This is a genomic window from Nitrobacter sp. Nb-311A, assembly GCF_000152905.1.
In the GTDB taxonomy this organism is placed as follows: domain Bacteria; phylum Pseudomonadota; class Alphaproteobacteria; order Rhizobiales; family Xanthobacteraceae; genus Nitrobacter.
The window spans coordinates 111,871-135,839 of sequence record NZ_AAMY01000005.1 but is presented as its reverse complement, the minus strand read 5'-3'; the positions used below and the strand labels follow the sequence as shown (position 1 = coordinate 135,839).

Genomic DNA, 23,969 nt, shown 5'->3' with positions numbered 1-23,969 from the left:
ACACATAACACCGGAACCGCGGCGGCGCCATTGCCGGAAAGGAGATTCAGCTTCGCGCAACGATCTGGCCTTTTGTGTATTGATCTCAGACAATAAACGGTGCCGGGAAGGCGTCGTTCGACCTTGTTCAGGGTGAAACGTGAGACAAATCCGATACCTCCGTCTGGTCGGAATGGACGCCTTCTATACGTTTCTCGCCGATGACGGCTGGGCGATCGCAAGCCATATCGCACTATCGGTGCTGATGGCGCTCTTCCCGTTTCTGATCGTCCTGACGTCCCTGGCGGGCTTCTTCGGATCCAAGGAGCTCGCCGATCAGGCGGCACAGCTGATGCTGCAGATTTGGCCGGAGCAGGTCGCCAATACGTTGTCCAGCGAAATCCATGACGTGCTGACGACATCGCGCGGCGATGCGTTGACGATCGGCCTCGTGCTAGCGGTCTACTTTGCGTCGAACGGCGTCGAAAGCCTGCGGGTCGCGTTGAACCGCGCCTATGCGGTGATCGAGTCGCGTCGCTGGTACTGGCTGCGACTGGAATCGATCGGATATACGCTGGTTGCCGCAGTGACGGCGTTGGCGATGGCGTTCCTGATCGTGCTCGGTCCGTTGATCATCGCCGCCGCGAAACGCCATATCCCGCTGATCGTCGAATCGAATGAAAGCCTGCTCAACATCGCCCGCTACGGAATCACCATCCTGGCGATGTTTGTGGCGCTGCTGATCCTGCACGCGTGGCTGCCGGCGGGCCGGCGATCCTTCCGGCAGATCATCCCCGGCATCGTCTTCACCATGCTGGCCTCACTGATGTCGGGCATCGGCTTCGGCCTTTACCTTGCACGCTTCGCCAATAATTACGTCACCATGTATGCGGGCCTCGCATCGGTCGTCATCGCGCTGGTGTTTCTCTATTTCATCGCCGCGATCTTCGTTTTCGGCGGAGAACTGAACGCGGCGATCATCAAGTCGAGGTTGCCGCGCGGTGTTTCGCTTCAAGCAGCGCAGTCGCTAAAGCCCTCGGAGAAACAGGCTTGAGCAGAAACACGTCGCCGCCGGCCGCGCGCGATGCCGCCTCATCCTCGCTTCTGCCGGACATGCCAATGATGGCAACGCGCCCCACGGGCGCGTCAAGCGCCCGGATACGCCCGATCGCCTCAACGCCGGTGATTCCAGGCAGCACCATATCCATCAGCACCGCATCAAATCCTCCTTGCGCGATGCGATGGACGGCATCCTCGCCTCGTCCGACGAACTCAGCCTGATGGCCGAGTTCGGTAAGAATTGTGTTGAGCACCACGCGCCCGAACGGATTATCCTCAACGCTGAGAATCCGGAGTCCGTTCGAAACATTCGAAGGGCTGCCGAGGTCGTTGCCGGACGGGATCGATACCGGCCCCTCAGCTGGCGTCAGCAGAACGGTGAACGTGAACGTGGTGCCCCCGCCGCGCCGCTGCGTCGCCATGACGTCTCCGCCCATCGCGCGCGCCAGTTGCTTCACCGAGGAGAGTCCGAGGCCGGCGCCTCCGAAGCGCGATGCGATCGAGACATTGGCCTGCGAGTACGGTCGGAACAGCCGCCTGATCTCGGCGAGAGACAAGCCGATCCCGCTATCGGACACCACGAAGGTCACGCTTATTTTTTTCCCCGACCGCCGGGGCGCCGTGACCCTAAGAACGACGTCACCCTGCTCGGTGAACTTGACCGCATTGTCGATAAGATTCTCCAGCGCCGCTCGCAGGCGGACGGAATCGCCGGTCACGAACACCGGCAATCTGTCTGAAATCTCGACAGCGGAACGCAGGCCCTTGGCCGTTGCCCGGCCGGCCAGCGAGTCGCCGGCGTTGCGCGCCAGCGCTCGAAGATCGAAGAAATCCTGCCGGCCGCCCGGCGCCGAACGGCGGCTTCGCGCCGCATCCACGAACAGCGTCGCCAGACTGGCGAGATGGTCAGCGCCGGCCTTGATGGTCTCAACCCAACGCCGCTCGCGTTCGCCGAGATCGGAGGTGGCGAGCAGATCGCTGACGGCGAGAATCCCGGTGAGCGGCGTACGCACCTCATGCGCAAACGCAGCGAGCGCAGCCTCGACGACGCCGGACGTCGATTGAGAAGACGACCGTCTGGTCTTTGCAGCCTTTGGAGACTTCTTCAGAACACGCTTTTTCACCGCTTGCCTTTTAGGCGTCTGCGGCCTGCCCAACCCGCGCGATGTCGGCGCCATGATTTTGCTTTCCCCACCTGCGCCAGCATGCCACGGCCCGAATGCACGAGTCACGTCGTGGATGGTTTGTCATGCAAAGATGCTTTACGGCGAACCAACGCAGGCGCGTTGCGGCGGTTTCAAGGCAGGCCGACAAGACCGCGGACCTGCGCAGGCGTGATCCCGCGCGCACGGAGCTCCCGCAGCCCGGTCGCCTCCGAGGACTTGGACAGCTTCCTTCCCTCGCTATCGCGGATCAAATCGTGGTGGTGGTAAACCGGCTGGGGCAAATCCAGGATTTTCTGCAACAGCCGATGCACGGCGGTCGACCTGAACAGGTCCAGCCCGCGCATCACCTCGGTCACCCCCTGGAGCGCATCATCGATCACGACCGACAAATGGTAACTGGTGGGGATATCCTTGCGGGCGAGAACGACGTCACCCCAGATTTCCGGCCGCGCCAGAATTTCGCCGGTCTCCCCGTCCGGGCCGGAGCCTCGCTCGATCCAGGCGAGATCACCTGCGAGCCGGCGCGCCGCCTCCATATCGAGACGCAACGCGAAGGGCGCGCCGGACCGCAGCCGCCGGTCGCGGTCGATGGCCGGGAGCGGTTTCGCCGTGCCCGGGTAAAGCGGCGCGCCGTCGGGATCGCGCGGCCAGGCACCGTTTGCTTCGCGCGCCTTGACCAGCGCCGCGATCTCGGCGCGGCTCTCGAAACTCGGATAAAGCACCCCCAGCGCAGCGAGCCGGTCGAGCGCTGCGCGATAATCGGCGAGATGCTCAGATTGCCGCCGCACCGGCCTTTCCCATGAAACTCCAAGCCAGGCGAGATCTTGGTAGATCGCCGTTTCAAACTCGGGGCGGCACCGGGTTGCGTCGATGTCCTCGATCCGCAGCAGAAGCCGCCCTTCCCTCTGCCGGGCGGATTGGAAATTCAATAACGCCGAAAAGGCATGTCCGAGATGCAAAAAACCGTTGGGCGACGGCGCAAAACGGAGAACGGGTGGCGGCATTGATCTTTGCTTGCATAACCGGCCGTGACGTTGAAGTACTAACGAATGACTGTCCGCCTGGAAACCCAATCCGATCTTGACGAGGCGGTCACTGCGCTGGTGAAGCAGGATTCGCGGCTGAAACCGATCCTCGCGCGCGCCGGCCTTCCTGTCCTGCGCCGGCGAGAGGCTGGTTTCGAAGGCCTCGCCGCGATCGTCTGCGGCCAGCAATTATCGACCGCAAGCGCAGGCGCGATCTGGGAAAGGCTCAGCGCCGCCTTCAAGCCGTTCCATCCGGACGCAATTCGAGACGCGCGCGCCGACCACCTCGCCGGGCTGGGATTGTCGGCGGCGAAGATCGCCACGCTGAAGCTGCTCTCGCGCGAGATTTCGGCGAGCCGGCTCAACCTGGACGTGCTCGCCGAGGAGGATGCCGACGCTGCTCATGCGACGCTGGTCCGGCACCGCGGCATCGGACCGTGGACCGCCGACGTTTATCTGCTGTTCTGCCTTGGCCATGGCGACGCCTGGCCTGCCGGCGACGTCGCGCTTCAGGAGGCGATCAAGGTCGGGCTCGGGCTGACGATGCGGCCGACGCCGAAACAGATGATGCCGCTGGCGGAGCCATGGCGACCGCGGCGCGGCGCCGCGGCGCATTTGTGGTGGGCGTACTACAAGCTCATTAAGCGCAGAGAAGGTATTTCGCCCCAAACGAAATAGCCCCCTGGGGGAACGCTTGGGCCGCCGGAGCGGCGTGGCCCGTGCCGACATGGGGTCCCCAAGACTGGAACTTATTGATTGTACGACGATTATATCGCTGGCTATGGGGAACAAGCGCCGGGAAATGTCAAAAAACCATAAGAATAACAAGAGCCTGTTCGACAGAGAACATCGAGTTCTCGTTCAGGGGGTTATCGACTACGCGATCTTCATGCTGGATCCCACGGGGACCATCATCAACTGGAACGCAGGTGCGGAGCGCATCAAGGGATACAAACCCGACGAAATCGTCGGCCAGCACTTCTCGCGTTTTTATACCGACTCGGACCGCGCTGCCGGGCGACCTGCCCGCGCCCTGAAAATCGCCAGTTCCACGGGACGATACGACGAAGAAGGTTGGCGGGTTCGCAAGGACGGTTCCTTTTTCTGGGCCAGCGTCGTGATTGACGCCATTCGCGACGACTTTGGAAATCTCATCGGTTTTGCCAAGGTCACGCGGGACATCACGGAACGCCGCGAGGCCCAGCAGAAGCTCGAGCGCGTGCAGCGGCAGCTTGCGGAATCGCAGAAGATGGATGCGCTCGGCCAGCTCACGGGCGGCGTCGCTCACGACTTCAATAATCTACTGATGGTCGTCAGCGGCAATATCCAGACCTTGAAAAAAATTGTCGAGGACGACCCGAAAGCGCTACGGGCGGTTCACGCCATCGAGACAGCGACGAAACGCGGAACCACGCTTACCAAGCAACTGCTGACGTTCTCCCGGCGGCAAAGCCTCAATCCCTTGCCGACCGATATCTCCAAACGCATCCACTCGATTGCCGAGGTTCTTCAGAGCGGCCTCGGCAATGCGATCACCCTGCATATCGACACCGCCGACGACTTGTGGCCGGTCACGATCGATGCAACCGAATTCGAGACGGCGCTGCTTAACCTAGCCATCAACGCGCGCGACGCCATGAACGACGGCGGACAGCTCATCGTGAAGGCGCGAAACATAACCAAAACGAACGAAACCGAAGGACGCTATGTCGCCATTTCAGTTGAGGATAACGGAGACGGTATTCCGAAGGATATCCTTGCAAAGGTGTTCGACCCGTTCTTTACAACGAAACCCGTCGGAAAAGGAACGGGACTCGGATTATCGCAAGTGCACGGCTTCGCTCATCAAGCCGGTGGGCATGTCGCCATCGAGAGCGAGCTTGGCTGTGGCACCACAATCACGCTCTATCTTCCGCCCGCCGAAACGCTTTGTGCGGAGGAGAACAGGTCGAGCCGCCGCGACACGAGAGGCGGCACCGTCCTGCTCGTCGAAGACAATCCGGATGTCGCGGAGGTAAGCGCGGGCTTGCTTGAACAGCTCGGCTATCGCGTGCGAATCTCCAACAGCGCAGAGGCCGCATTGTTGGAGATCGAGCGTAATGGAATCGATTTCGTCTTCACGGACATCGTCATGCCGGGGAAAATGGATGGCCTCGGTCTGGCGAAGGTGCTCCGCGCCATGTATCCGCATTTACCGGTGCTGCTGGCCACCGGTTACAGCGAAGCGCTAGCCGGACGCCGGCTGGATTTTCACATTCTCAGAAAACCCTACGAAATTCACGAGTTGAGCCAGGCGCTCGCCAAGCTCTCCGCTTAGCGATTCCGCAACATCTCGCCGTCCTCCGAGGACCACCCGCGCACTCAAACGTCATCGTGGGGTGGTGAATATCCCAACCGGCCGACAGGCGTCGCCCGGCAGAAAGCAGGACTTGCGCTCTTCACAATCCCGTCACGCTGCCTGTAGTATGCCGTTCAAGGCCGATGCGGCCAGACATGGAACTGGAGCGCGCTCCGCGAAAGTGCCGGTTTTGCGATCAGAGTGCGCTCACTCGTAGATATTGGATGCATTTTCCGCGGCAACCGGCGTTCTCTTTGCCGGGAAAGTGCTCTGGAGGCGCTATTTGAACGCGCATGTCTCACAGGGCGGCTGGCCGGTGCTGGTCCTGAACGCAGATTTCCGGCCGCTGAGTTACTATCCGCTGTCTCTTTGGTCGTGGCAGGATGCGATCAAGGCGGTGTTCCTCGATCGCGTCAACATCGTCGAACGCTACGACCGGGCGGTGCGCAGTCCCTCGTTCGAAATACAGCTTCCGAGCGTGGTATCGTTGAAGTCCTTCGTCAAGCCATCGACCCACCCCGCCTTCACCCGCTTCAATGTCTTCCTGCGCGACAGGTTCATGTGTCAGTACTGCACGGCTGTCGAGGATCTCACCTTCGACCACATCATTCCGCGCAGCAAAGGCGGTCAGACCACCTGGGACAACGTCGTCGCGGCCTGCTCACCCTGCAATTTGCGTAAGGGAAACCTGACGCCACAACAGGCCGGGATGTTCCCGCGCCAGGCACCCTTCGCACCGACCGTGCATCAGCTGCACCGGAACGGCAGGTTGTTTCCGCCGAACTATCTGCACGACAGTTGGCTGGACTATCTCTATTGGGATACCGAACTCGATCCTTAAGTCACAACGTCGTCATGCTGCTTCCAGCGAGGACGCCGGGCGCATAAGCTGATTGCTCGCGCAAGCTAATTGCTGCAGTCTTCTGATGCCTGTGAACGGCCGTCCGCACGCACCGCACGGAGAATCCGCATGGCTTCATTGACCGAATGGAAGGTGCCAAGCTCCGCGCAGCCGCGCCCCGAAGACTACCTCTTCGATCTGGACCGCGCGCTATCCGCCGTCGTCGGACTGCATTCCTTTGTTCCGCCCGACGCCCTCACCGCGGACACGCTCGGCATCGAGCGCGCCGGCAACGGCGTCGTCATCGACGATGGCCTCGTTCTGACGATTGGCTATGTCATCACCGAGGCGGAAACCGTATGGCTGCACCTTGCGGACGGCCGCGTGATGCAGGCGGACACGGTTGGCGTCGATCGGGAAAGCGGCTTCGGCCTGGTACAGGCACTCGGTGATCTCGATCTTGAACCGCTGCCGCTAGGCTCGTCGGCCGCCGCCAGAGTCAATGACCCGGTCGTGGTCGCCGGAGTTGGCGGACGGTCTCGTTCACTCGCCGGCCAGATCATTTCAAAGGAGGAATTCGCCGGCTACTGGGAATACCTTATCGACGAAGCCATCTTCACTTGCCCGGCGCATCCCAATTGGGGCGGCACCGGCCTGATCTCGGCAGCGGGCGAACTGATCGGGATCGGTTCACTACAGCTCGAACGGGAGGACGCCCGCCGCAACCGGCATCTCAACATGAACGTGCCGGTCGATCTGCTGAAGCCCGTTCTCGACGACCTCCGGAAGTTTGGGCGGGTCAACAGGCCAGCCCGACCCTGGCTCGGCATATACACCGCCGAGATTGAAGGCAGGGTGGTCGCCGTTGGCATCGCGCCGAAAGGACCGGCAGACCGCGCCGAACTGCGCGCAGGCGACGCCATCCTCGCGGTGAAAGGAGAAAAGGTGTCGGACGCGGCCCAGTTCTATCGAAAATTGTGGGCGCTGGGTTCCGCAGGCGTCGACGTGCCGCTGACGCTCCATCGCGAGGGGGATACCTTCGACGTCGTGGTCACATCCATAGACCGCGCCCTGATGCTGAAGAAGCCCAGACTTCACTGAGCCCGACGTGACGTCTATCGCATTGAGGCGTTTGAAGCGATGCCGAGCAGACTGGAAAGACGGGCACGGGGAGCTGTGAGATCGGCCAGCGTATATCCTTCCAGAACCTCCATGAAAGCTTGCTGCGCCCGCTCCAATGCGCGCTTGAGCACACAGCTAGGGTTGATCATGCAGGGCGCGTTAAGCGGCTTCAAGCACGACACGATCGCCATATCCGGCTCAGTCGTACGAATGACCTCTGCCAGTCTGATCGCCTCGGCGGGCTTGGCGAGGCGCAATCCGCCGCCGCGGCCGCGCACGGTTTCGATATATCCCGCTACTCCCAGCTGGTGAACCACCTTCATCAAGTGAGCTTCGGAAACGTCATAGCTTCCGGCTATCTCTGCGATCGTCGACAGCCCATCGGACTTGAGTGCGAGATACATCAGCACCCGCAACGCGTAATCCGAATAGGTGGTGAGGCGCATGCATGTTTCCCGTGAAAGCGATCACGTAAAAGCTATATTTCATATATTGCTTTTACGCAACCGCGGATGTATAGAGATGCGGACTTCTGCAAAGGATCGTTTTATGAGCGAGAACGCCACGATCAGCGACACCGTCGCAAAGCCTTTTTTGCTACCGGGGACCGTCGTCTGCAACGCGCTCGGAATCCGAAATAACTCCGGGGATTATTCCCACCTGGTCCGCATGTTGGTAAACTCATTGATTTGGACAGTGGCCGGGGTCATTCTAATGGCCTTTCTCGCATGACGCTCATGCCCGACAAAATGGATCACGTAACCGAGGCCGGCATCCGCCAGCTCGTCGACGCCTTTTATACGAAGGTGCGCGCCGATTCTGAGCTGGGGCCGGTTTTCGAGAACAAGATCAAGGATAATTGGCCCCACCATCTTGAGAAGATGTACGCGTTCTGGTCATCGGTGATGCTGACCACCGGCCGCTACAAGGGCAATCCCATGATGAAACACATGGTGATACCAGGCATGAGGCCGGAGCTGTTCACCCAATGGCTTGCACTCTTCGACGAGACCTGCCGCGAACTGTGCGGTGAGCCGATCCGCGCCGCCTTCATGGAAAAGGCCGAACGCATCGCTGAAAGCCTGAAAATTGCGGTGTTCTATCGACCTGACCGGCCGTGGCCGCCGCAGGCTTCCACGAACGTGACATGAGCCGGCGGACCTGACGCCACGCTCAAATCAGATTCAACTGCGTTGAAGCAAACTCTGTTTTGATATGCCGGCGCGGCGCTTCCGGCCGGCGAGCCGTATCCACTTCACCGGAAAATGCGTGCACCTCACCTTGTCTTCGCGGCGGCCGCCTTGCGCGCATCCGCGATGGCCTGGCCGAACTGCATCTTGGTCAATACGCCCGGCACACGGAATTTGCCGATAATAAACGAAGGCGTCCCGTTGAACCCGAAGGCAATCGCCTGATCGTTGTTACGCTTCAGGATGGAGCCGATCGCGCCGGCATTGGCGGTCATGTCCTTGAGCGCGCGATCGACGTCGATCTTCGCATCCGCCAGCAGTTGGCGAACGCGCGACTCGGTCAAACGTGAACCCGTACTGATCAGGGCCTGGTGCGCGACAATGAACTTACCCTGATACTTGGACGCCAGCGCCAGACGCGACGCATAGACGGAGACGGGACCGAGGATCGGCCAATCCTTGAAAATCAGCCGGACCTTGCCGTCGTCGTGCACCACCTGCGCGAGCTCCGGCGCGAGCTTGCGGCAATAGGAACAGTTGTAATCGAAATACTCGACGATCGTGATGTCGCCGTGCGCGTTGCCCGCCGCCGGAATCTCTTGATCGCGCAACACCTGAGCTTCAGTCAGAACTTCGTCAGAAGCTTCGGCAAGCGTCGGCGCGCACGTCAGACCCGCCGAAACCGCTCCTACGCCGAAGACTCGCAGCAACCCGCGTCTTGTCGGCATGCTGGGCCTCTCGTGCGATTGCGGCACGATCGATCAGACCCCCTTGAGCCGCTTGCTGCATTCGCTGTAATAGCCGCCGCCCTTCATGATCCATTTCAACCCGCCATTCGAGTTGCTGGTTTTGTTGGCCCTGTATTGATCGAGGCAGGTGTGCCTGCGCGCCTTGCCAGCAGGTTCGCTGGCATATTTCGACGACACCGGCGAGGGGAAAACCGCGTTGCCCGCTGACGCGGCCGAAGGATTTGCGGTCTTGGGCGCGGACGTTTCGGCTGCCTCCGGGGCCGTCGGCGCCGCCGCTCCGCAATGAGCCTTGCGGAAGTCGTTCCATTTCTGACCGTCGAGCGTGCCCGCTGATTTGGCGGCCTGATACTTTGCGCTGCACTCCTGCGCGGTCAACGCCTTGGCGGGCAGCGCCGAAAGCGCAACCAGACCGGCCGCCGTCACGGCGCCAAGCAATTTCAAATAACATGTCATGTGTCTGTCTTTCCGGGACATCAAGGATGGGCCGACATCCTAGCGTTGCCGCCAGCCGTTTCAACGCCGAGCCCGAACCGGCACTCAAAAAAGCCTCATGTTCAGATCGGCCCGATGCCGTTCAGCCATTGTTCAGCTCGCCTCCGCGATGGTGCGGCCGTCATCAACCTGAGGGATTCCCATGACCATGTTTCCCCGCGTCATAGCGGTCGTCGCGGCATCACTGCTCCTTGGCGGAACGGCTTTCGCCCAAGCCCCCGCGCCAGAGACGCCCGCGCCGGCTTCGAAGATGGCGCCCGCCGCCAAGAAGGCCCAGAAGCCGCGCACCGCAGCTTCGCTGGAATGCTCGAAAGAGGCCAACGCCAAGAGCCTGCACGGCAAGGAACGCAAGAAATTCCTCGCCGAGTGCAAGGCGAACGCGGCCAAGCCGAACTGATCCCGCTCGTCCGATAGTGTCGCCTGGTCAACCAAGCTGCGACACTATCGGGCTTGCCATCCGAGACCTGATAGAACGATCGAACGCAGGCGAAGCGGCGTATGCTGGTGGCTGGTCCGCTAAGGCGCGATGAGATGAGAGGATGCCGGCGAAAAGCCGCTACAACCTCATCCCGCCAGCCAAGACCATCTGCCCAGAGTTTACCTGACCTTGCCTGCCAACGCCGCGATCCCCCATCCGGCGATTGCCGCCATCAGCAGCGAAATCAGCGCGTTATAGCCAGCGAGCGACAGGCCGAGGAACCGCCACTGCACCTCGTCGCAACGCACGACCTTCACCCTGTCGAGATTCTCAAGCAGGCTTCCCTTGCCCAGATCGAGCACCGTTCCGCTGCACTCGATCGGCCCCAGCCAGAAGCCCCATTCCACCCCGGCATGATAGGCGCCGAGCCCCGCGTTGCCCAGCGCCACCAGCACGAGAACGGCGAGTGGGGGTATGATGAGACAACGTGGCGCGCCCTTCGCGATGGCAAATGCCACGAGCAGGCCAAATGGCACCGCGAAATAATAGGCATAGCGCTGCTCCAGACAGAGCGGACACGGCAGGATCTCCAGCACGAGCTGAAAAAACCATGCGCCTGCAATTGTCGCCGTAGCGATGAAGGCCACGGCCAGCGCCGCCGCGAAGGCGATTTTTCGGTTACCGGGTCCGGAGGTGGATTTCACGACAGCATCAAGGGCCACGGCTTCCTCCGGCGAAACGCTTTTTCGCGCCTGAGAAAATCAGAAACGAAGCACTATGATTTTGTTCTGACACGTTTTCTTCATGCGAACCGGTGTCAATCCTGGGTCAAGCCCGAGGATACGCTTCGCTCGAAGAGGCTATAGCCTGCGAGGCTCGCCGCTGTCGAGCCTGCATCCCTTAACCTGCGGCCTTTGACAGGAGTGTTTCGAGGGCCAATGCCCCCCTTGTAGCGGTGCGCCTGTCGCGCCGGGTTGACCGACCGGGATCGGCAGCTATAGTCCGCCCCGCTTCGCAAGACCACCGCCGCATCGGCATGGGACTCGCGAATGCCCCTGTGGCGGAACTGGTAGACGCGCTCGACTCAAAATCGAGTTCCGCAAGGAGTGCTGGTTCGATTCCGGCCAGGGGCACCAGAAACTTCTCGGCTGCGCTCCCCCTACCTCCGATCAACAGGCACACGAAAACGTCCCGCATGGCCGTGCTGCAAGTCCACGATTGCGGGAGCTTCCCCCACCAGATCAAATTCTGTCCCAAGCCCATCGGTATCGGCCAATCCGGGCAGCTCCAGCGCCCACGCGCCTTAACCCTACCTGCCGTTAGCCTAAACTTGCACCTAATCTGGAACGCTGCGCGTCGGAGTTATATATTGCCCTGCGAGACCAACATTGGAGAGAACGATGAAAAACGCAATTGCAGTAGCCGCCCTTGCTGTCGGGCTGGCTTTTGGTTCGGCTTCCGCCTCATTCGCTGACAACGTCGACGGTGGTGCTCATCCGCATAGCGGCGTGCCCACTGTCAGCGAGCAGGGGGCGAATACCGCCAGGGGAGTCAGCAGATCAGGGAGAACGGATGCCTACAAAGACCACCATATGAACCATCATTTTTCGAAACAGCGAAGGAAGAGAAACACGAGATAGGCGCGAGTCATTGACATCGCTCAGCTGGTCGCGCGCATTGGAGCGCGCGGCCGGTTGCTCGTCACCCATTCGGTACTCGTTCGGTTACTTGGCTGATGCCGAAACAGAGTATGAGCGAACCGATTCCGTTCGGGATAGCGCAAGCGAAGAAATCGGGAAGAAGAGCGCGCGCGTAGAGTCTCCACGGAGTCGGCCCGGCCAACATTTCCACGGCATCGAACCGTCAGTGATGGTCAATTGAGCAAACGCCATTGAGATCATCAAGCGAGGGAGGTTATCATTGATCCGAGACAAGCCGAACGGAAGGTACGACCATGAGCAACGAAGACCAGATCACTGGCCTCATCAAATACCGGGGAAGAAGACGGCTATACACCGCGGACTATGAAGCCGATAAGAGCGACGATTTGGTCCGTCTGTTTCCAGAAAACTTCACGGCTGCAGTCCCCGCGATCAAGAAACTGCCGGATTTATCGTACGAAGAAACAGCGCTCTACCTGCTTAAAAAACTTGTCGACGAAGAGATTGAGGCGATCGGATCGAGATAGGGAGAAGTGCGGACGGCCACGCCGTCAGTCAACTCACCGACACGCCGCGGCGACGTTGAGTCAACGAACCGGACCGTCTCGAGCCCCCCTCGATTCCTGCCAGACTCGGGATGGCCCAACCCGGGGTTCCGGGATTTTCATCAACTCCTTTCAAATCAGATCCATGGCGCCTTTTTCATCTCTGTCTTCATGGACGACACGGGTCCGAGAAGGAATGAGGCCGATGTGAAAAGCTAATAAAGTCGAGAACTTTCCACCGTCTTTGCGGCTTAGTCCTGATGCACCCCAAGCAGGATGGAGAGATGAGAAAGATAGAACGAAAAGAAGGCCAAAGGCGCGGGACCGTTACGTATCAGTTAGACGACGGCCGTTATGTGACGCTCGATGAAAACGCCGTGGCGCAATTTGGGGCTGGCAATCTCATCCAGTGGCTGGGGATCGAACGTGTCCCGGTCATGCACCGCGGTCGCCGTGTAGGAACACTTCCGGCGGACTTTGAACCTCTCAACGCCAGACGTGTTTGCCCCGGTGATCTTAAACGCGAAGGAGATGTCTGGGTTGCGGAAGAAAAGCTCGCTCCAGAGAATCTCGACGCCGTCATGGAGTTTGAGCGGGATATATGACGCAACGCTGCTGCAAAAGACGCGTTCAGGGCGGCGTGGCAGCGGTTCTATGCGTCCCCGACACCGGAGCGGATCAGGCGCTGGCACCTCATTGAGGACATGGCCACGTCCAATGAATGGCGGCTGGAATGAGACAATCCGGACAGCCGATCAAAGACCCGACGCAGGGTCCGGGCAGGCCCCCTCAACCGCGCCGAGCCGCCTTGATCGCGTCGACATCGATTTTCTTCATATCCATCATCGCCTCAAACGCGCGCTTTGCTTCATCGCCGCCGACGGCGAGCGCCTCGGTCAACACGCGCGGCGTGATTTGCCAGGAGATGCCCCATTTGTCCTTGCACCAACCGCAAGCGCTTTCCTGACCGCCATTGCCGACGATGGCGTTCCAGTAGCGGTCGGTCTCTTGCTGATCCTCCGTGGCGATCTGGAATGAGAAGGCCTCGTTATGCTTGAACGCAGGCCCGCCATTGAGGCCGAGACAGGGGATACCCGCCACTGTGAATTCGACTGTCAGCACATCGCCGGCCTTGCCGGACGGGTAATCGCTGGGAGCGCGGTGAACCGCGCTCACCGAGCTGTCAGGAAAAGTTTCGGCATAGAACCGGGCCGCGGCCTCGGCGTCCTTGTCGTACCATAGACAGATCGTGTTCTTGGCGATTGTCATTGCTTGTCCCTCTGCTTTTGAAAACCGACTCCTGCTCATTGGCGCAGCGATCGATTCACAGTCAGCCTCAGCGGCACACGGTGATGCAGAATACACTCCCGGCACAGGAAGTTCCTCCTCCGCAATCTACAACGGCCCTCGACCATTATGACCGCAGCTTTTGATTTGGCGGGTTTTCTCCACGCGAACCGGGACTTCACTTCGCTCGAAAACGCTATAAGTAGCGTGATAGAGGTCGCGCACGCACTGCTGATCGAACCGAGCATCTGACGCTGATCGGCAAATCGCTTCCGGTCATGCGGTTCTTCTGGCGAGCGCTTCCGACGATATCAGGAGCTTTTCGCCCTCCACCTTCAGCGCGAAGGTGCGGACAGAACCCTCATCGGCGCCCAGCGCCATCCCCGTCTCAAGCGAGATCACCCAGTTGTGCAGCGGACAGGTGACCTGGGCGCCATGAACGATACCCTGGCTCAGCGGTCCTCCCTTGTGTGGACAGCGGTCCTCGATAGCGAAGAAGCGATTCTCGACAGTGCGGAACACCGCAATCGGCCCTTGAGGCGTCGTGACGCAGCGCGCGCCGCGAAGCGGGATATCCGCCGTCACGCCAATCGCAATCCAGCTCATAGTGCTCCCTCTGCTACAACCGGAAAGCCGATCGCCGCCATCGGCCGGAATTCGTGCTTGTCCTTGCCGGATACGCGTTCAGACCACGGATCGACCTGGGCGAACTTCCGGCTGAAGGCGAAGCGATCGAAATAAGCCTTGCGCTTCTGGGGATCCTCCAGAATCTGGCGGCGGATCTCGTCGAGGCCGACGCGCTTCGCCCATTTATAGATGCGCTCCAGATAGTGGGCCTGCTCGCGGTACATCTGGACGAGCGCCACGATATGCTCCAGCGCGTCGTCCTCGGTCTTTACGACCCCCAGAACCTCGGTGCCCTTGATATCGAGACCCGCCGCGCCGGCGAAATGGATCTCATAGCCGGAGTCGACGCAGATCACGCCGACGTCCTTGCACGTTGCCTCGGCGCAGTTACGCGGACAGCCTGAGACGGCCATCTTGACCTTGGCCGGAGTCCACGAGCCCCACATGAATTTCTCGATGCGGATGCCAAGCCCGGTCGAATCCTGCGTGCCGAAGCGGCACCAGTCCGACCCGACGCAGGTTTTGACCGTGCGCAGGCCCTTGGCATAGGCATGACCCGAGATAAAGCCGGCTCTGCCGAGATCGGCCCACACCCCAGGCAGGTCCTCCTTCCTGACGCCCAACATGTCGATGCGCTGGCCGCCCGTGACCTTCACGGTGGGAATGTGAAATTTATCGACCACGTCAGCGATGGCGCGCAGTTCCTTGGCGCTGGTGACGCCGCCCCACATGCGCGGCACAACCGAATAGGTGCCATCCTTCTGAATGTTGGCATGAACACGCTCGTTGACGAAACGCGACTGGTAGTCATCGGCATATTCGTCCGGCCAGTCGCAGACGAGATAGTAGTTGAGCGCCGGCCGGCACTTCGCGCAGCCGCATGAGGTCTTCCATTCCAGTTCCTGCATCACGGCGGGAATGGTCTTCAGACTCTTGGCCTTGATCAGCCGGCGGACATCGCCATGGCCAAGCGTGGTGCAACCGCATATCGGCTGTACGGCGCCGGGATTGTACTTATCCCCGAGCGTCAGTGTCATGAGCTGCTCGACGAGACCGGTGCAGGAGCCGCAGGAGGCGGACGCTTTGGTGTGGGCGCGCACGTCGTCGAGCGACGTCAGATCCTTGGCGATGATGGCCGATACGATCTTGCCCTTGCAGACGCCGTTGCAGCCGCAAATCTCCGCATCATCCGGCAAGGCTGCGACTGCCGCCATCGGGTCGAGGGATGCGCCTCCCTGACGGGATTGGCCGAAGATCAGCGTCTCGCGCACCTCCGAGACATCCGTCCCCTTGCGCAGCATATCGAAGTACCAGGCGCCGTCCGTGGTTTCGCCGTAAAGCACCGCGCCGACAATGCGATTGTCCTTCAGCACGAGCCGCTTGTAGATTCCCGCGCCCGAATTCCGCAGCACGATATCTTCCCGATCAGGCGCGTCGGCGAAGTCGCCTGCCGAATAAAGGCTCACGCCGGTCACCTTCAACTGAGTCGCTGTTTCGATGCTGCGGAACGCCGCTTCAACTCCTGTCAAAGTCTTCGCCGCGACCTTGGCCATGTCGTAGAGCGGCGCGACGAGGCCATAGCAGATGCCGCCATGCTCGCAGCACTCGCCGATGGCGAGAATGTCCGGATCGGATGTCAGCATCCGGTCGTCCACGACGATGCCACGCTCGACATGGAGGCCCGCATCGGTCGCGATCCGGGCTTCGGGACGAATGCCGACCGCCATCACAACGATATCGGCCGGATAAAGGGTGCCGTCATCCAGCAACACCGCTTCGGTGCGCCCATGTCCTACGATCGCGCTGGTCTGCGCCTTGCAATGAACCTTGATGCCGCGGCTCTCCAGTTCCTTCTGCAAGAGATAGCCCGCCGCCGCGTCCAGCTGACGCTCCATCAGGTGGCCCATCAGATGCAGGACCACCACCTCCATGCCATACAGCCTGAGCGCCGCCGCAGCCTCCAGTCCGAGCAGGCCGCCGCCGATGACGACAGCCTTGGCGCCCTTTTTTCTGGCTGCGGCCACCATCGCCTGGACGTCGTCATAGTCGCGAAATGCCATGACGCCCGGCAAGTCCCGCCCGGCGACGGGGATCATGAAGGGAGCGGATCCGGTCGCGATCACAAGCTTGTCGTAAGGAGTTTCGCTGCTTGCCGAGCACACCATCTTCGCCGCGCGATCGATGCGCGTAATCGTCTCGCCGAAGCGGCATTCGACCTGATGGGCATCATACCAGGCCGCATCATGCGTGACGATCTGATCGAACGACTTCTCGCCTGCCAACACCGGCGACAGCATGATGCGGTTGTAGTTCCCGCGCGGCTCCGCTCCAAAAAGGGTAATGTCGAAACGTTCAGGGTCAGTTTCGAACAGATGCTCGAGCATGCGTCCGGAGGCCATGCCTGCGCCGACGATGACGAGCCTCTCTTTTTTGTTCATTTCGATCTTGCTCCGTCGTCCTCAGATAGAGAGAGCCGTCGCGGATCAATAACGCAAGACCCATGCCAATCCCGAAAATGCAAACACGCCGCTATCAAAACCGCTACCGGAATCGACCGCTTGTAAGGACGACGGAGCGGGATCGCTCGTTATGGGGGCAAAACGATGCTGAAAATTTGTGCAGCGCAACAGCGGCGGCGGCCTGGCATGGGAGGAAACGGCATCTTCCACCCTCAACCGCGTCTTCAGAAAACAGGAATTTTCGAATAAATCCATGGAGATGAGCGGGTATGAACGGATTTCGCTTATTATACAAATTCGCTCGCTCCAAGGCGTATCCGGGAACGGGTCGTGTCCGTTCCTGGTTTCCCTGCCTTACACTTTTCATTTTGCCGCCTTGCTGAGGTCAAACGCAAGGCTTCCTTCTCGACATACGGACCAGCCGGTCCACATGGGAAACTGGCCGCGCAACATGTAACCTGGAAATCAAATGCTATTCAGATCCCAGCCTGCTGGTCCTCAAGCCGATCCGCACGACGCTATAGTCGCGCAGCTTCGCGACCTCGCGCCGAGAATCAAGCATGAGCCTCAGATCGAAGGCAATCATGAGCCGTCACAGGTTGAAGAGACGTCCCCATCGACGGTACCATTACTGCCGACAGGCGAACCGTTGTTTCACCCTGCGCCGTCGAACGACAACGCCGCTGCGCTCCGCGATCCAAGCCGCCGGTCACGATCTCGTCGCGGTATCTTAACCGTGGTGTTGGCCATCTGCGCCGGCGTCGCCGCAAGCACGGCCTGGCGTTCCTATGGTGAAGAGGCCAAACAGAGGCTTTCCGATCTTATACCGCAACTTACCATTTGGGCTCCCGCTTCCACGCAAAATGTAAACGCAGTTGAAGGGCAGGATACGGCGACCCAGGCGGCCGCACCTCAACCCGCTGCCGAAGCGGAACCCGCGCAAGAGCCTGCGGCCACATCCCAGCCGCCAACAGCGTCGACGGATGCCGTCACGCCGACGCAGGCTCCATCAACTCAAGCTGCGCTTCCGGCCGAAATTGCACAGTCGCTTGAGGCAATGGCAAGTGAGATCGCCGCGCTGAAAAGCACTGTCGAGGATTTGAAAACCGGCCAAGAGCAACTGCGCCGGGAGATCGCAACGGCCGCAGAGCGCGAAGCTCACCCCAAGCCTGTGCAGCACCGGGCGAAGCCTGTTCCGCCGAGGCCGCAACGACCCTCGCCTCAAGCAGCAACCTCCAATCCTCCTCTCCCGTCCCGGTCGCCGCCACAGGCGACCGAAAGGCAGATCCACCCGCAACGCGACGCCTACATTCCGTCGCAAGCGCCCGCACCCGCCCGGCTTCCGCCGCAGCCCGGCGACGACAGCGCTCCCCGGCCGCCGATGCCGTTGCGATAACGACGCGAGCGACATCAGCACGCCCGTCGTGCTCGTTCGTGTTGGCGACCAGCCAGCATCGCGACATGTGCCGGAGTTGCCAATCCGGGGCACGAAAGGGATCCCGAGCAAGGGGGTGCCCCGCATGGAACATGCGCGCCGGGATCGCGTTATCGCCCAGCCTTCTTAACCAGAGTCTTTCACCGTTCACGGAAACGGTGAACGATTCTGGTGTTCGGATTTGACGCGTTTTCTTCACGCGAACCGGCATCCACTTCGCCCGAAAGCGCCATAGAGGGGAGTATCGGCATGGCCCGGTCACACACCGCTCCGGCAGCCGCTTTATTTCCCGGCTTGATCAGCATTGAACTGACGGTCAACGGCGCCAAGGTAAAGCTCGATATTGCTCCTTGGACAACGTTGCTCGATGCATTGCGAGATCGTATGGGCCTCATGGGCACCAAGAAAGGCTGCGACCATGGCCAATGCGGCGCCTGTACGGTGCTGGTTGACGGCCGACGAGTCAATTCCTGCCTGACGCTGGCGGTGATGAAAGACGGCGCCGAGGTAATCACCGTCGAGGGTCTTGCAACCGATGGGGTCCTTCATCCCGTGCAGCAGGCCTTCATCGATCATGACGCATTCCAGTGCGGTTACTGCACGCCGGGACAGATTTGCTCGGCGATCGGCCTGATCGCCGAAGGCAAGGCGAAGACACCCGATGACATTCGCGAACTGATGAGCGGAAACATCTGCCGCTGCGCGGCTTATCCGAACATCGTCGCCGCTATTCAGCAGGCCATGGATGCGTCATGAATAATTTCCAGTACTCGCGGGCAACGGATGTTGCCGACGCCCTGAGCCAGATTGCGTCCGATGCCTCGGCAAAGTTCATTGCCGGCGGCACCAATCTCGTCGATCTGATGAAATACGACGTCGAGCATCCCAGCCGGCTGATCGACATCTCTCACCTTCCCCTCACCAAAATCGAGGAAACGACCGCCGGCGGCCTGCGTATCGGTGCGCTGGTGCCAAATTCCGACCTCGCCTGGCATCCACTGGTGACGGAACGTTATCCCTTGCTGTCGAGCGCCCTCCTCGCCGGCGCCTCGGCCCAACTGCGCAACATGGCGTCAACCGGCGGCAACCTGTTGCAGCGGACCAGATGCCTCTATTTCTATGATGTCGCCACACCATGCAACAAGCGCGAGCCCGGTTCGGGCTGCCCGGCGAAAGAGGGAATCAACCGGATCAACGCCATCCTCGGCACCAGCGATGCCTGCATCGCCACACACCCCTCCGATATGTGCGTCGCGCTGGCGGCGCTTGATGCCGAGGTGCATGTCGCCGGTCCCAATGGCGAGCGCACCATTGCACTGGTGGATTTCCATCGCCTGCCCGGCGATACGCCGCAGCGTGACACCAATCTCGATCCGAAAGAAATCATCACGGCCATCGAACTCCCGCCGCAAGGTTTCAGCAAGCACTACACCTATCTCAAGATCCGGGATCGTCTGTCCTACGCCTTCGCGCTCGTTTCGGTTGCGGCGGCGCTCAGGATGGATAACGGCACGACTCGCGACGCGCGGCTGGCGCTCGGTGGCGTTGCTCACAAACCGTGGCGAAATCCGGAGGCCGAAGCAGCGCTGAACGGACAGGCCGCCAACACCGACACCTTCGCCCGCGCCGCCGATATCGTGCTGCATGAGGCCAAGGGCTTCGGCCGCAATACCTTCAAGATAGACCTTGCGCGTCGCACCATCATCCGGGCGTTGACGCAGGCCATGAACGGTACGCCGCAATCGCAGTCCAGCAAGAAGATCGCATGAGCCGGCCGTGGCGCGCTTCACCCGATCCGGTCATGACGACATCATTGGCATCAGCCGCCGGAGCGTCCTGCAAGGTGCCGTCACGATCGGCGCCATCCGATATGCGACACACCAAGGTGCGGCATCACCTGTGCCCCACGTCCGTCAACCGAGCAGAGCCATGACGACCTATATCGGTACAGCGACGTCCCGCGTCGATGGGCGCGACAAAGTCACCGGCGCCGCGCGTTACGCCGGCGAGTATGGAGCACCCGACCTTGCGCATGGCAGCGTGGTCAATTCAACCATCGCCAAAGGCCGCATCAGGCGGATTGATGCGGGCGAGGCCATGAAGGTGGATGGCGTCATCACCGTCCTCACCCATGAAAACCGGCCACCGATGGCGGACAACGACGAGGCTTACAAGGATGATGTCGCGCCCGGAGACGGTTCGCCCTATCGCCCGCTTTATGACGGCAGTATCAAATTCAACGGCCAGCCAGTCGCGTTGGTGCTGGCGGAGGACCTCGAAACAGCGACCTATGCCGCCTCGCTGGTGAAGGTCGAGTATGAGGAGCAGCCGCACATCACCGATTTCGAAAAGCAGCTCGGCAAGGCAAAAGCCCTTCCCGCACCGGCCAAGCCGCGCGGCGACGCCGCCAAGGCATTCGCGGTTTCTGATATCCGTCATGATGCCGAATACTATGTGCCGGTCGAGCACCACAATCCAATGGAGTTGTTCGCATCGACCGCCGTGTGGCGCGACGGCAAGCTCACGGTTTACGACAAGACGCAAGGGGTCCAGAACGTTCAGCGCTATCTTTGCGGTGTGTTCCAGGCCAGGCCCGATGAAATCAGGGTCATGTCGCCGTTCATGGGCGGCGGATTCGGCTCCGGCCTGCGGCCGCAATATCAGGTGGTGCTCGCAGTGCTCGGCGCTCGCGCGCTCAAGCGCTCGGTCCGCCTCGTGCTGACGCGGCAGCAAATGTACATGGTCGGCTATCGCCCGGCGATGGTCCAGCGTATCCAGCTCGGCGCAAAGACAGACGGCGCGCTGAATGCGATCACCCACAACGCCACCACCATCACGTCGCAATACGAGGACTTCCATCGTAATGAGACCACGTGGTCTGGTCTTCTTTACAAGAGCGAGACCGCCAGCTACGCGCACAAACTGGTCCGCCTCGATCTTCCCGCCGCCTGTGATATGCGCGCGCCGAGTGCGGCAACCGGCGTTTACGCGCTGGAAGCGGCGATGGATGAACTCGCGGTTGCGTTACAAATGGATCCGCTCGAACTGCGGCTGAAATGCTATTCCGATAGCGATCAGCACACCGGCCTGCCATTCAGCAGCAAGAGCCTGCGCGAATGTTACAGCCAGGCTGCGGAGGCGTTCGGCTGGAGCAGGCGCAATCCCGAGCCACGATCGATGCGTGAGGGTAACGATCTGATCGGCTGGGGCATGGCTACGGGCATCTGGGAAGCGCTCCAGGTCCCGATCACCGTGCGGATCACACTGACGGCCAACGGCCACGCGGAAGTCGCGTGCGCGACATCAGACATCGGCACCGGCACCTATACGATCATGGCCCAAGCCGCCGCCGACATGCTCGGCGTGCCGATCGACAACGTCACCGTCAAGCTCGGCGACTCGACGCTGCCGCCCTCCCCGGTCGAAGGTGGATCATGGATTGCCGCATCGGTCTCGAACGGTATCGTCACCACCAGCAACGCCATCCGCGATGAGCTGCTGCGGCTGGCGGAGACAATGCCGAACTCGCCGCTGATGGGTATAAAAACTGCCGACGTAACACTCTCCGATGGCAGCGTTACCGTCAAAAAGACGCCGCGCAGCACTGTTCCGATTGCGGACATCATGCGTCACGCCGGCGTCGATCGTATCGCGCAGGAAAAGGCCACAAAATTCGGAAAGGACGGCAAGCACGCGCACAACACCCATTCGGCGATCTTTGCCGAAGTAAAAGTGGATGAGCAATTGGGGGTGATCCGCGTCACTCGGCTCGTTAGCGCGGTCGCCGCGGGACGTATCCTCAACCTCAAGACCGCACGCAGTCAGGTCATGGGCGGCATGATCTGGGGCATCGGCATGGCGTTGCACGAAGAGACGCTTATCGACCACCGCTTCGGCCGGATCATGAATGCTAATATCGCCGAATATCATGTTCCGGTGAATGCCGACGTTCACAGCGTGGAGGTCATCTTCGTCGACGAGCAGGACGATATCGTCAACCCGATGGGCATCAAGGGGTTGGGTGAGATCGGCATCGTCGGCGTTCCCGCGGCGATCGCCAACGCAGTCTATCATGCGACCGGCAAGCGGGTGCGAGATCTCCCGATTACTCTCGACAAGCTGACACGAGACGCCTAGGCGGACCTCATCGTGCGGAAAAGAAAGTCGCCCCCGTACCACGCTAATGACAGTGATCGTGACCGTGAGAGCGTTTTGAGCGAAGGATATCCCCGGCCGCTCCTCTTCATGACGTCGCCGGCAGTCGCGTCAAGGTAACGAAGACGACAAGGGCAGAAAAGCTACCGTAGAAGTTTATTCGCATGTCGTGCATTTCATTGGCCTCCAGCTGATCTCATCGAGAGCATCCTCCTTCTGCGTTTTCTCGCCCGGAGAGTATCTGGAGGCTCCAGCTATCCTCTTCGGTCGAAGATTACCAACCTGTCGAATGTCCAACGGTTAGTAGAGCGCCCTTCGAGACCACACCGGAGCATCCATTCCTCGAGGCAGGGTGGAACCCAAAGCGAACAATGATCGTTTTCAAACATACCACGGGGGGAGACTCTAATCACTTTAACGAGGCGGAGATTGCAAAATGGATGACGCTAGCATTGGTTGGATCGCGGCCATTATCATCGGCGGGTTGGCAGGTTGGATCGCTTCTAACTTCATGAAGAGCAACACCGGCATCTTCATGAATATCCTTCTCGGCATCGTTGGCGCCGCCGTCGCAAGCGCCTTATTCGGTTTGATCGGCGTCTCGTTTGGCGGATGGCTGGGCTATCTCATTGCCGGATTTATCGGAGCCTGCCTCCTTATTTGGGGCGCAAGGGCCATTCGCGCCTAGCCTCAACCGGTGCCCGCTTATGCGGGCACACTTCTCCCTCGCCCGCAGATTTTCCGGTCAGGAAAATTCAGACGAACCGAAGCGCGGGCAAGACCTCAATCAGAAACCCGGTCCGCGGCCTGCTTGGCCTTTTTACCTGCCAATCCAATTTTCTTCTCGCCGATCTTTTCAGCTTTAGCCCGACGTTCGCACTTCTCTCGAATATCGTCGAGTTCTTCGTCGGTCAGATGCTCAATTCCAACAAACGAATTCTGCGCCATACTCACGCGGATCAACTCGTCCAATTTGACCTGAATGGCCGCGCCGTCCCGGTTCTGAGAGTTTTGTATCAAAAACACCATCAGGAAGGTCACGATAGTCGTGCCGGTGTTGATGACAAGTTGCCAGGTGTCGGAATAGCCGAACAGCGGACCCGTGAAGGCCCAGATTAGAACAACGGCGACGGCGGCGACGAAGGTCGGAGCGCCGCCCGCCGCCCGCGAGGTGCTGTTTGCAATCGCGCCGAACAGCTGCGAGCTTCTACTGCGCTCCGTCCGGTGAGTTCCACCGATCTCTTTCTGTGCATGCCTCATGTGAGCCACTTGGACTCCGACGGTTGTTACTGCGGACAGAACGACGCATTCGAGAAGCTTTTGTTCCGGCATTGCCGCCTGCCGAGCAGAAATCGCGCTTGCTATAAAGGCGCATTGTAAAGACTTCCGCGAAGTACGGCTGCGCGCGCCAAACAGTCTTG

At 60.5% G+C, this 23,969-nt stretch carries 24 protein-coding genes and 1 tRNA gene; 14 read left to right on the top strand and 11 right to left on the bottom strand.

All coding sequences use genetic code 11. The features are described from left to right. Positions 1-139 precede the first annotated feature (139 nt). On the top strand, positions 140-1,033 hold the full coding sequence (locus tag NB311A_RS03325; protein WP_040673835.1) for a YihY/virulence factor BrkB family protein: 894 nt from the start codon (positions 140-142) through the stop codon (positions 1,031-1,033). Here the strand turns inward: NB311A_RS03325 and NB311A_RS03320 are convergent. After that, positions 960-2,216 carry an ATP-binding protein gene (locus NB311A_RS03320; protein WP_040673865.1) on the bottom strand — a complete coding sequence of 419 codons (1,257 nt, stop codon included), beginning with the start codon at positions 2,214-2,216 and terminating at the stop codon, positions 960-962. The genes NB311A_RS03325 and NB311A_RS03320 overlap by 74 nt on opposite strands. Positions 2,217-2,335: 119 nt before the next feature. Then, entirely contained in the window at positions 2,336-3,208 is an 873-nt protein-coding gene (gene gluQRS, locus NB311A_RS03315; protein ID WP_009797042.1) for a tRNA glutamyl-Q(34) synthetase GluQRS, read from the bottom strand. Between the two features lie 45 nt (positions 3,209-3,253). On the opposite strand from gluQRS, the gene NB311A_RS03310 reads away from it, so the two are divergent. From NB311A_RS03310 to NB311A_RS03295, 4 genes are all read left to right on the top strand, one after another. Continuing rightward, positions 3,254-3,907 carry a DNA-3-methyladenine glycosylase gene (locus tag NB311A_RS03310; RefSeq protein ID WP_009797041.1) on the top strand — a complete coding sequence of 218 codons (654 nt, stop codon included), beginning with the start codon at positions 3,254-3,256 and terminating at the stop codon, positions 3,905-3,907. Positions 3,908-4,031: 124 nt separating this feature from the next. Continuing rightward, complete coding sequence (locus NB311A_RS03305; protein ID WP_040673864.1) at positions 4,032-5,546, top strand: ATP-binding protein; 1,515 nt, start codon at positions 4,032-4,034, stop codon at positions 5,544-5,546. Positions 5,547-5,850: 304 nt separating this feature from the next. Beyond that, positions 5,851-6,408, top strand: a complete 558-nt coding sequence (locus NB311A_RS03300; RefSeq protein ID WP_040673863.1) for an HNH endonuclease — start codon at positions 5,851-5,853, stop codon at positions 6,406-6,408. A 129-nt stretch (positions 6,409-6,537) separates the two neighbouring features. Beyond that, entirely contained in the window at positions 6,538-7,509 is a 972-nt protein-coding gene (locus NB311A_RS03295; protein WP_009797038.1) for a S1C family serine protease, read from the top strand. 14 nt (positions 7,510-7,523) lie between these two features. Here the strand turns inward: NB311A_RS03295 and NB311A_RS03290 are convergent, their stop codons facing one another. Continuing rightward, complete coding sequence (locus tag NB311A_RS03290; protein ID WP_009797037.1) at positions 7,524-7,976, bottom strand: Rrf2 family transcriptional regulator; 453 nt, start codon at positions 7,974-7,976, stop codon at positions 7,524-7,526. Between the two features lie 291 nt (positions 7,977-8,267). Between NB311A_RS03290 and NB311A_RS03280 the strand changes: the two genes are divergently transcribed. Beyond that, complete coding sequence (locus NB311A_RS03280; RefSeq protein ID WP_245256913.1) at positions 8,268-8,681, top strand: group III truncated hemoglobin; 414 nt, start codon at positions 8,268-8,270, stop codon at positions 8,679-8,681. Between the two features lie 125 nt (positions 8,682-8,806). Here NB311A_RS03280 and NB311A_RS03275 read toward each other — a convergent pair whose 3' ends face one another. Both NB311A_RS03275 and NB311A_RS03270 read right to left on the bottom strand, forming a co-directional pair. Then, the gene (locus NB311A_RS03275) at positions 8,807-9,448 is read right to left on the bottom strand and encodes a DsbA family protein (RefSeq protein ID WP_009797034.1); all 642 of its coding nucleotides are present in this window, start codon (positions 9,446-9,448) and stop codon (positions 8,807-8,809) included. Positions 9,449-9,481: 33 nt separating this feature from the next. After that, complete coding sequence (locus NB311A_RS03270; protein WP_009797033.1) at positions 9,482-9,922, bottom strand: hypothetical protein; 441 nt, start codon at positions 9,920-9,922, stop codon at positions 9,482-9,484. 181 nt (positions 9,923-10,103) lie between these two features. Here NB311A_RS03270 and NB311A_RS03265 point away from each other — a divergent pair, with 181 nt between their 5' ends. Beyond that, complete coding sequence (locus tag NB311A_RS03265) at positions 10,104-10,358, top strand: PsiF family protein (protein ID WP_009797032.1); 255 nt, start codon at positions 10,104-10,106, stop codon at positions 10,356-10,358. A gap of 200 nt (positions 10,359-10,558) precedes the next feature. Here NB311A_RS03265 and NB311A_RS03260 read toward each other — a convergent pair whose 3' ends face one another. Further along, the gene (locus NB311A_RS03260; protein ID WP_009797031.1) at positions 10,559-11,101 is read right to left on the bottom strand and encodes a disulfide bond formation protein B; all 543 of its coding nucleotides are present in this window, start codon (positions 11,099-11,101) and stop codon (positions 10,559-10,561) included. A 329-nt stretch (positions 11,102-11,430) separates the two neighbouring features. Between NB311A_RS03260 and NB311A_RS03255 the strand changes: the two genes are divergently transcribed. Beyond that, positions 11,431-11,515: transfer RNA gene (locus NB311A_RS03255), tRNA-Leu, on the top strand. A gap of 423 nt (positions 11,516-11,938) precedes the next feature. Here NB311A_RS03255 and NB311A_RS21760 read toward each other — a convergent pair. Continuing rightward, a complete protein-coding gene (locus NB311A_RS21760; RefSeq protein WP_009797029.1) occupies positions 11,939-12,088 on the bottom strand; it encodes a hypothetical protein in 150 nt (49 codons plus the stop codon). Between the two features lie 245 nt (positions 12,089-12,333). Here NB311A_RS21760 and NB311A_RS03250 point away from each other — a divergent pair, with 245 nt between their 5' ends. Beyond that, on the top strand, positions 12,334-12,567 hold the full coding sequence (locus NB311A_RS03250; protein WP_009797028.1) for a hypothetical protein: 234 nt from the start codon (positions 12,334-12,336) through the stop codon (positions 12,565-12,567). Between the two features lie 302 nt (positions 12,568-12,869). After that, positions 12,870-13,190: a hypothetical protein gene (locus NB311A_RS03245; RefSeq protein WP_116394706.1), complete on the top strand. Its 321-nt coding sequence runs from the start codon at positions 12,870-12,872 to the stop codon at positions 13,188-13,190. Between the two features lie 184 nt (positions 13,191-13,374). On the opposite strand, the gene NB311A_RS03240 is transcribed toward NB311A_RS03245, so the two are convergent. The 3 genes from NB311A_RS03240 to nirB all read right to left on the bottom strand — a co-directional run bounded on the left by NB311A_RS03240 (position 13,375) and on the right by nirB (position 16,937). Further along, the gene (locus NB311A_RS03240) at positions 13,375-13,848 is read right to left on the bottom strand and encodes a VOC family protein (protein WP_086008672.1); all 474 of its coding nucleotides are present in this window, start codon (positions 13,846-13,848) and stop codon (positions 13,375-13,377) included. A gap of 300 nt (positions 13,849-14,148) precedes the next feature. Next, positions 14,149-14,478: a nitrite reductase small subunit NirD gene (gene nirD, locus NB311A_RS03235; RefSeq protein WP_009797024.1), complete on the bottom strand. Its 330-nt coding sequence runs from the start codon at positions 14,476-14,478 to the stop codon at positions 14,149-14,151. Beyond that, positions 14,475-16,937, bottom strand: coding sequence for a nitrite reductase large subunit NirB (gene nirB / locus NB311A_RS03230; protein WP_009797023.1), 2,463 nt, complete (start codon positions 16,935-16,937; stop codon positions 14,475-14,477). The genes nirD and nirB overlap by 4 nt, the downstream gene beginning before the upstream one ends. 1,705 nt (positions 16,938-18,642) lie before the next feature. Here nirB and NB311A_RS03220 point away from each other — a divergent pair. From NB311A_RS03220 to NB311A_RS03205, 4 genes are all read left to right on the top strand, one after another. Then, complete coding sequence (locus tag NB311A_RS03220) at positions 18,643-19,149, top strand: (2Fe-2S)-binding protein (RefSeq protein WP_009797020.1); 507 nt, start codon at positions 18,643-18,645, stop codon at positions 19,147-19,149. Then, positions 19,146-20,162 carry a xanthine dehydrogenase family protein subunit M gene (locus NB311A_RS03215; RefSeq protein ID WP_009797019.1) on the top strand — a complete coding sequence of 339 codons (1,017 nt, stop codon included), beginning with the start codon at positions 19,146-19,148 and terminating at the stop codon, positions 20,160-20,162. Before NB311A_RS03220 ends, NB311A_RS03215 begins: the two co-directional genes overlap by 4 nt. A gap of 160 nt (positions 20,163-20,322) precedes the next feature. Beyond that, positions 20,323-22,530 (top strand): xanthine dehydrogenase family protein molybdopterin-binding subunit, encoded by a 2,208-nt coding sequence (locus NB311A_RS03210; protein WP_040673862.1) that lies wholly within the window; start codon positions 20,323-20,325, stop codon positions 22,528-22,530. Between the two features lie 454 nt (positions 22,531-22,984). Further along, positions 22,985-23,236: a GlsB/YeaQ/YmgE family stress response membrane protein gene (locus tag NB311A_RS03205; RefSeq protein ID WP_009797017.1), complete on the top strand. Its 252-nt coding sequence runs from the start codon at positions 22,985-22,987 to the stop codon at positions 23,234-23,236. Positions 23,237-23,331: 95 nt separating this feature from the next. On the opposite strand, the gene NB311A_RS03200 is transcribed toward NB311A_RS03205, so the two are convergent. Beyond that, positions 23,332-23,880: a low affinity iron permease family protein gene (locus NB311A_RS03200; protein ID WP_009797016.1), complete on the bottom strand. Its 549-nt coding sequence runs from the start codon at positions 23,878-23,880 to the stop codon at positions 23,332-23,334. Positions 23,881-23,969: the final 89 nt, after the last annotated feature.

Excerpts from the sequence above, each read along its gene's own strand:
- nirD (WP_009797024.1), bottom strand. The coding sequence starts at position 14,478 with ATGAGCTGGATTGCGATTGGCGTGACGGCGGATATCCCGCTTCGCGGC.
- NB311A_RS03295 (WP_009797038.1), top strand. The coding sequence starts at position 6,538 with ATGGCTTCATTGACCGAATGGAAGGTGCCAAGCTCCGCGCAGCCGCGC.
- gluQRS (WP_009797042.1), bottom strand. The coding sequence starts at position 3,208 with ATGCCGCCACCCGTTCTCCGTTTTGCGCCGTCGCCCAACGGTTTTTTG.
- NB311A_RS03215 (WP_009797019.1), top strand. The coding sequence starts at position 19,146 with ATGAATAATTTCCAGTACTCGCGGGCAACGGATGTTGCCGACGCCCTG.
- NB311A_RS03280 (WP_245256913.1), top strand. The coding sequence starts at position 8,268 with ATGCCCGACAAAATGGATCACGTAACCGAGGCCGGCATCCGCCAGCTC.
- NB311A_RS03200 (WP_009797016.1), bottom strand. The coding sequence starts at position 23,880 with ATGCCGGAACAAAAGCTTCTCGAATGCGTCGTTCTGTCCGCAGTAACA.
- NB311A_RS03245 (WP_116394706.1), top strand. The coding sequence starts at position 12,870 with ATGAGAAAGATAGAACGAAAAGAAGGCCAAAGGCGCGGGACCGTTACG.
- NB311A_RS03205 (WP_009797017.1), top strand. The coding sequence starts at position 22,985 with ATGGATGACGCTAGCATTGGTTGGATCGCGGCCATTATCATCGGCGGG.
- NB311A_RS03305 (WP_040673864.1), top strand. The coding sequence starts at position 4,032 with ATGTCAAAAAACCATAAGAATAACAAGAGCCTGTTCGACAGAGAACAT.
- NB311A_RS03310 (WP_009797041.1), top strand. The coding sequence starts at position 3,254 with ATGACTGTCCGCCTGGAAACCCAATCCGATCTTGACGAGGCGGTCACT.
- NB311A_RS03210 (WP_040673862.1), top strand. The coding sequence starts at position 20,323 with ATGACGACCTATATCGGTACAGCGACGTCCCGCGTCGATGGGCGCGAC.
- nirB (WP_009797023.1), bottom strand. The coding sequence starts at position 16,937 with ATGAACAAAAAAGAGAGGCTCGTCATCGTCGGCGCAGGCATGGCCTCC.
- NB311A_RS03320 (WP_040673865.1), bottom strand. The coding sequence starts at position 2,216 with ATGGCGCCGACATCGCGCGGGTTGGGCAGGCCGCAGACGCCTAAAAGG.
- NB311A_RS03265 (WP_009797032.1), top strand. The coding sequence starts at position 10,104 with ATGACCATGTTTCCCCGCGTCATAGCGGTCGTCGCGGCATCACTGCTC.
- NB311A_RS03275 (WP_009797034.1), bottom strand. The coding sequence starts at position 9,448 with ATGCCGACAAGACGCGGGTTGCTGCGAGTCTTCGGCGTAGGAGCGGTT.
- NB311A_RS03270 (WP_009797033.1), bottom strand. The coding sequence starts at position 9,922 with ATGACATGTTATTTGAAATTGCTTGGCGCCGTGACGGCGGCCGGTCTG.
- NB311A_RS21760 (WP_009797029.1), bottom strand. The coding sequence starts at position 12,088 with ATGGGTGACGAGCAACCGGCCGCGCGCTCCAATGCGCGCGACCAGCTG.
- NB311A_RS03250 (WP_009797028.1), top strand. The coding sequence starts at position 12,334 with ATGAGCAACGAAGACCAGATCACTGGCCTCATCAAATACCGGGGAAGA.
- NB311A_RS03290 (WP_009797037.1), bottom strand. The coding sequence starts at position 7,976 with ATGCGCCTCACCACCTATTCGGATTACGCGTTGCGGGTGCTGATGTAT.
- NB311A_RS03220 (WP_009797020.1), top strand. The coding sequence starts at position 18,643 with ATGGCCCGGTCACACACCGCTCCGGCAGCCGCTTTATTTCCCGGCTTG.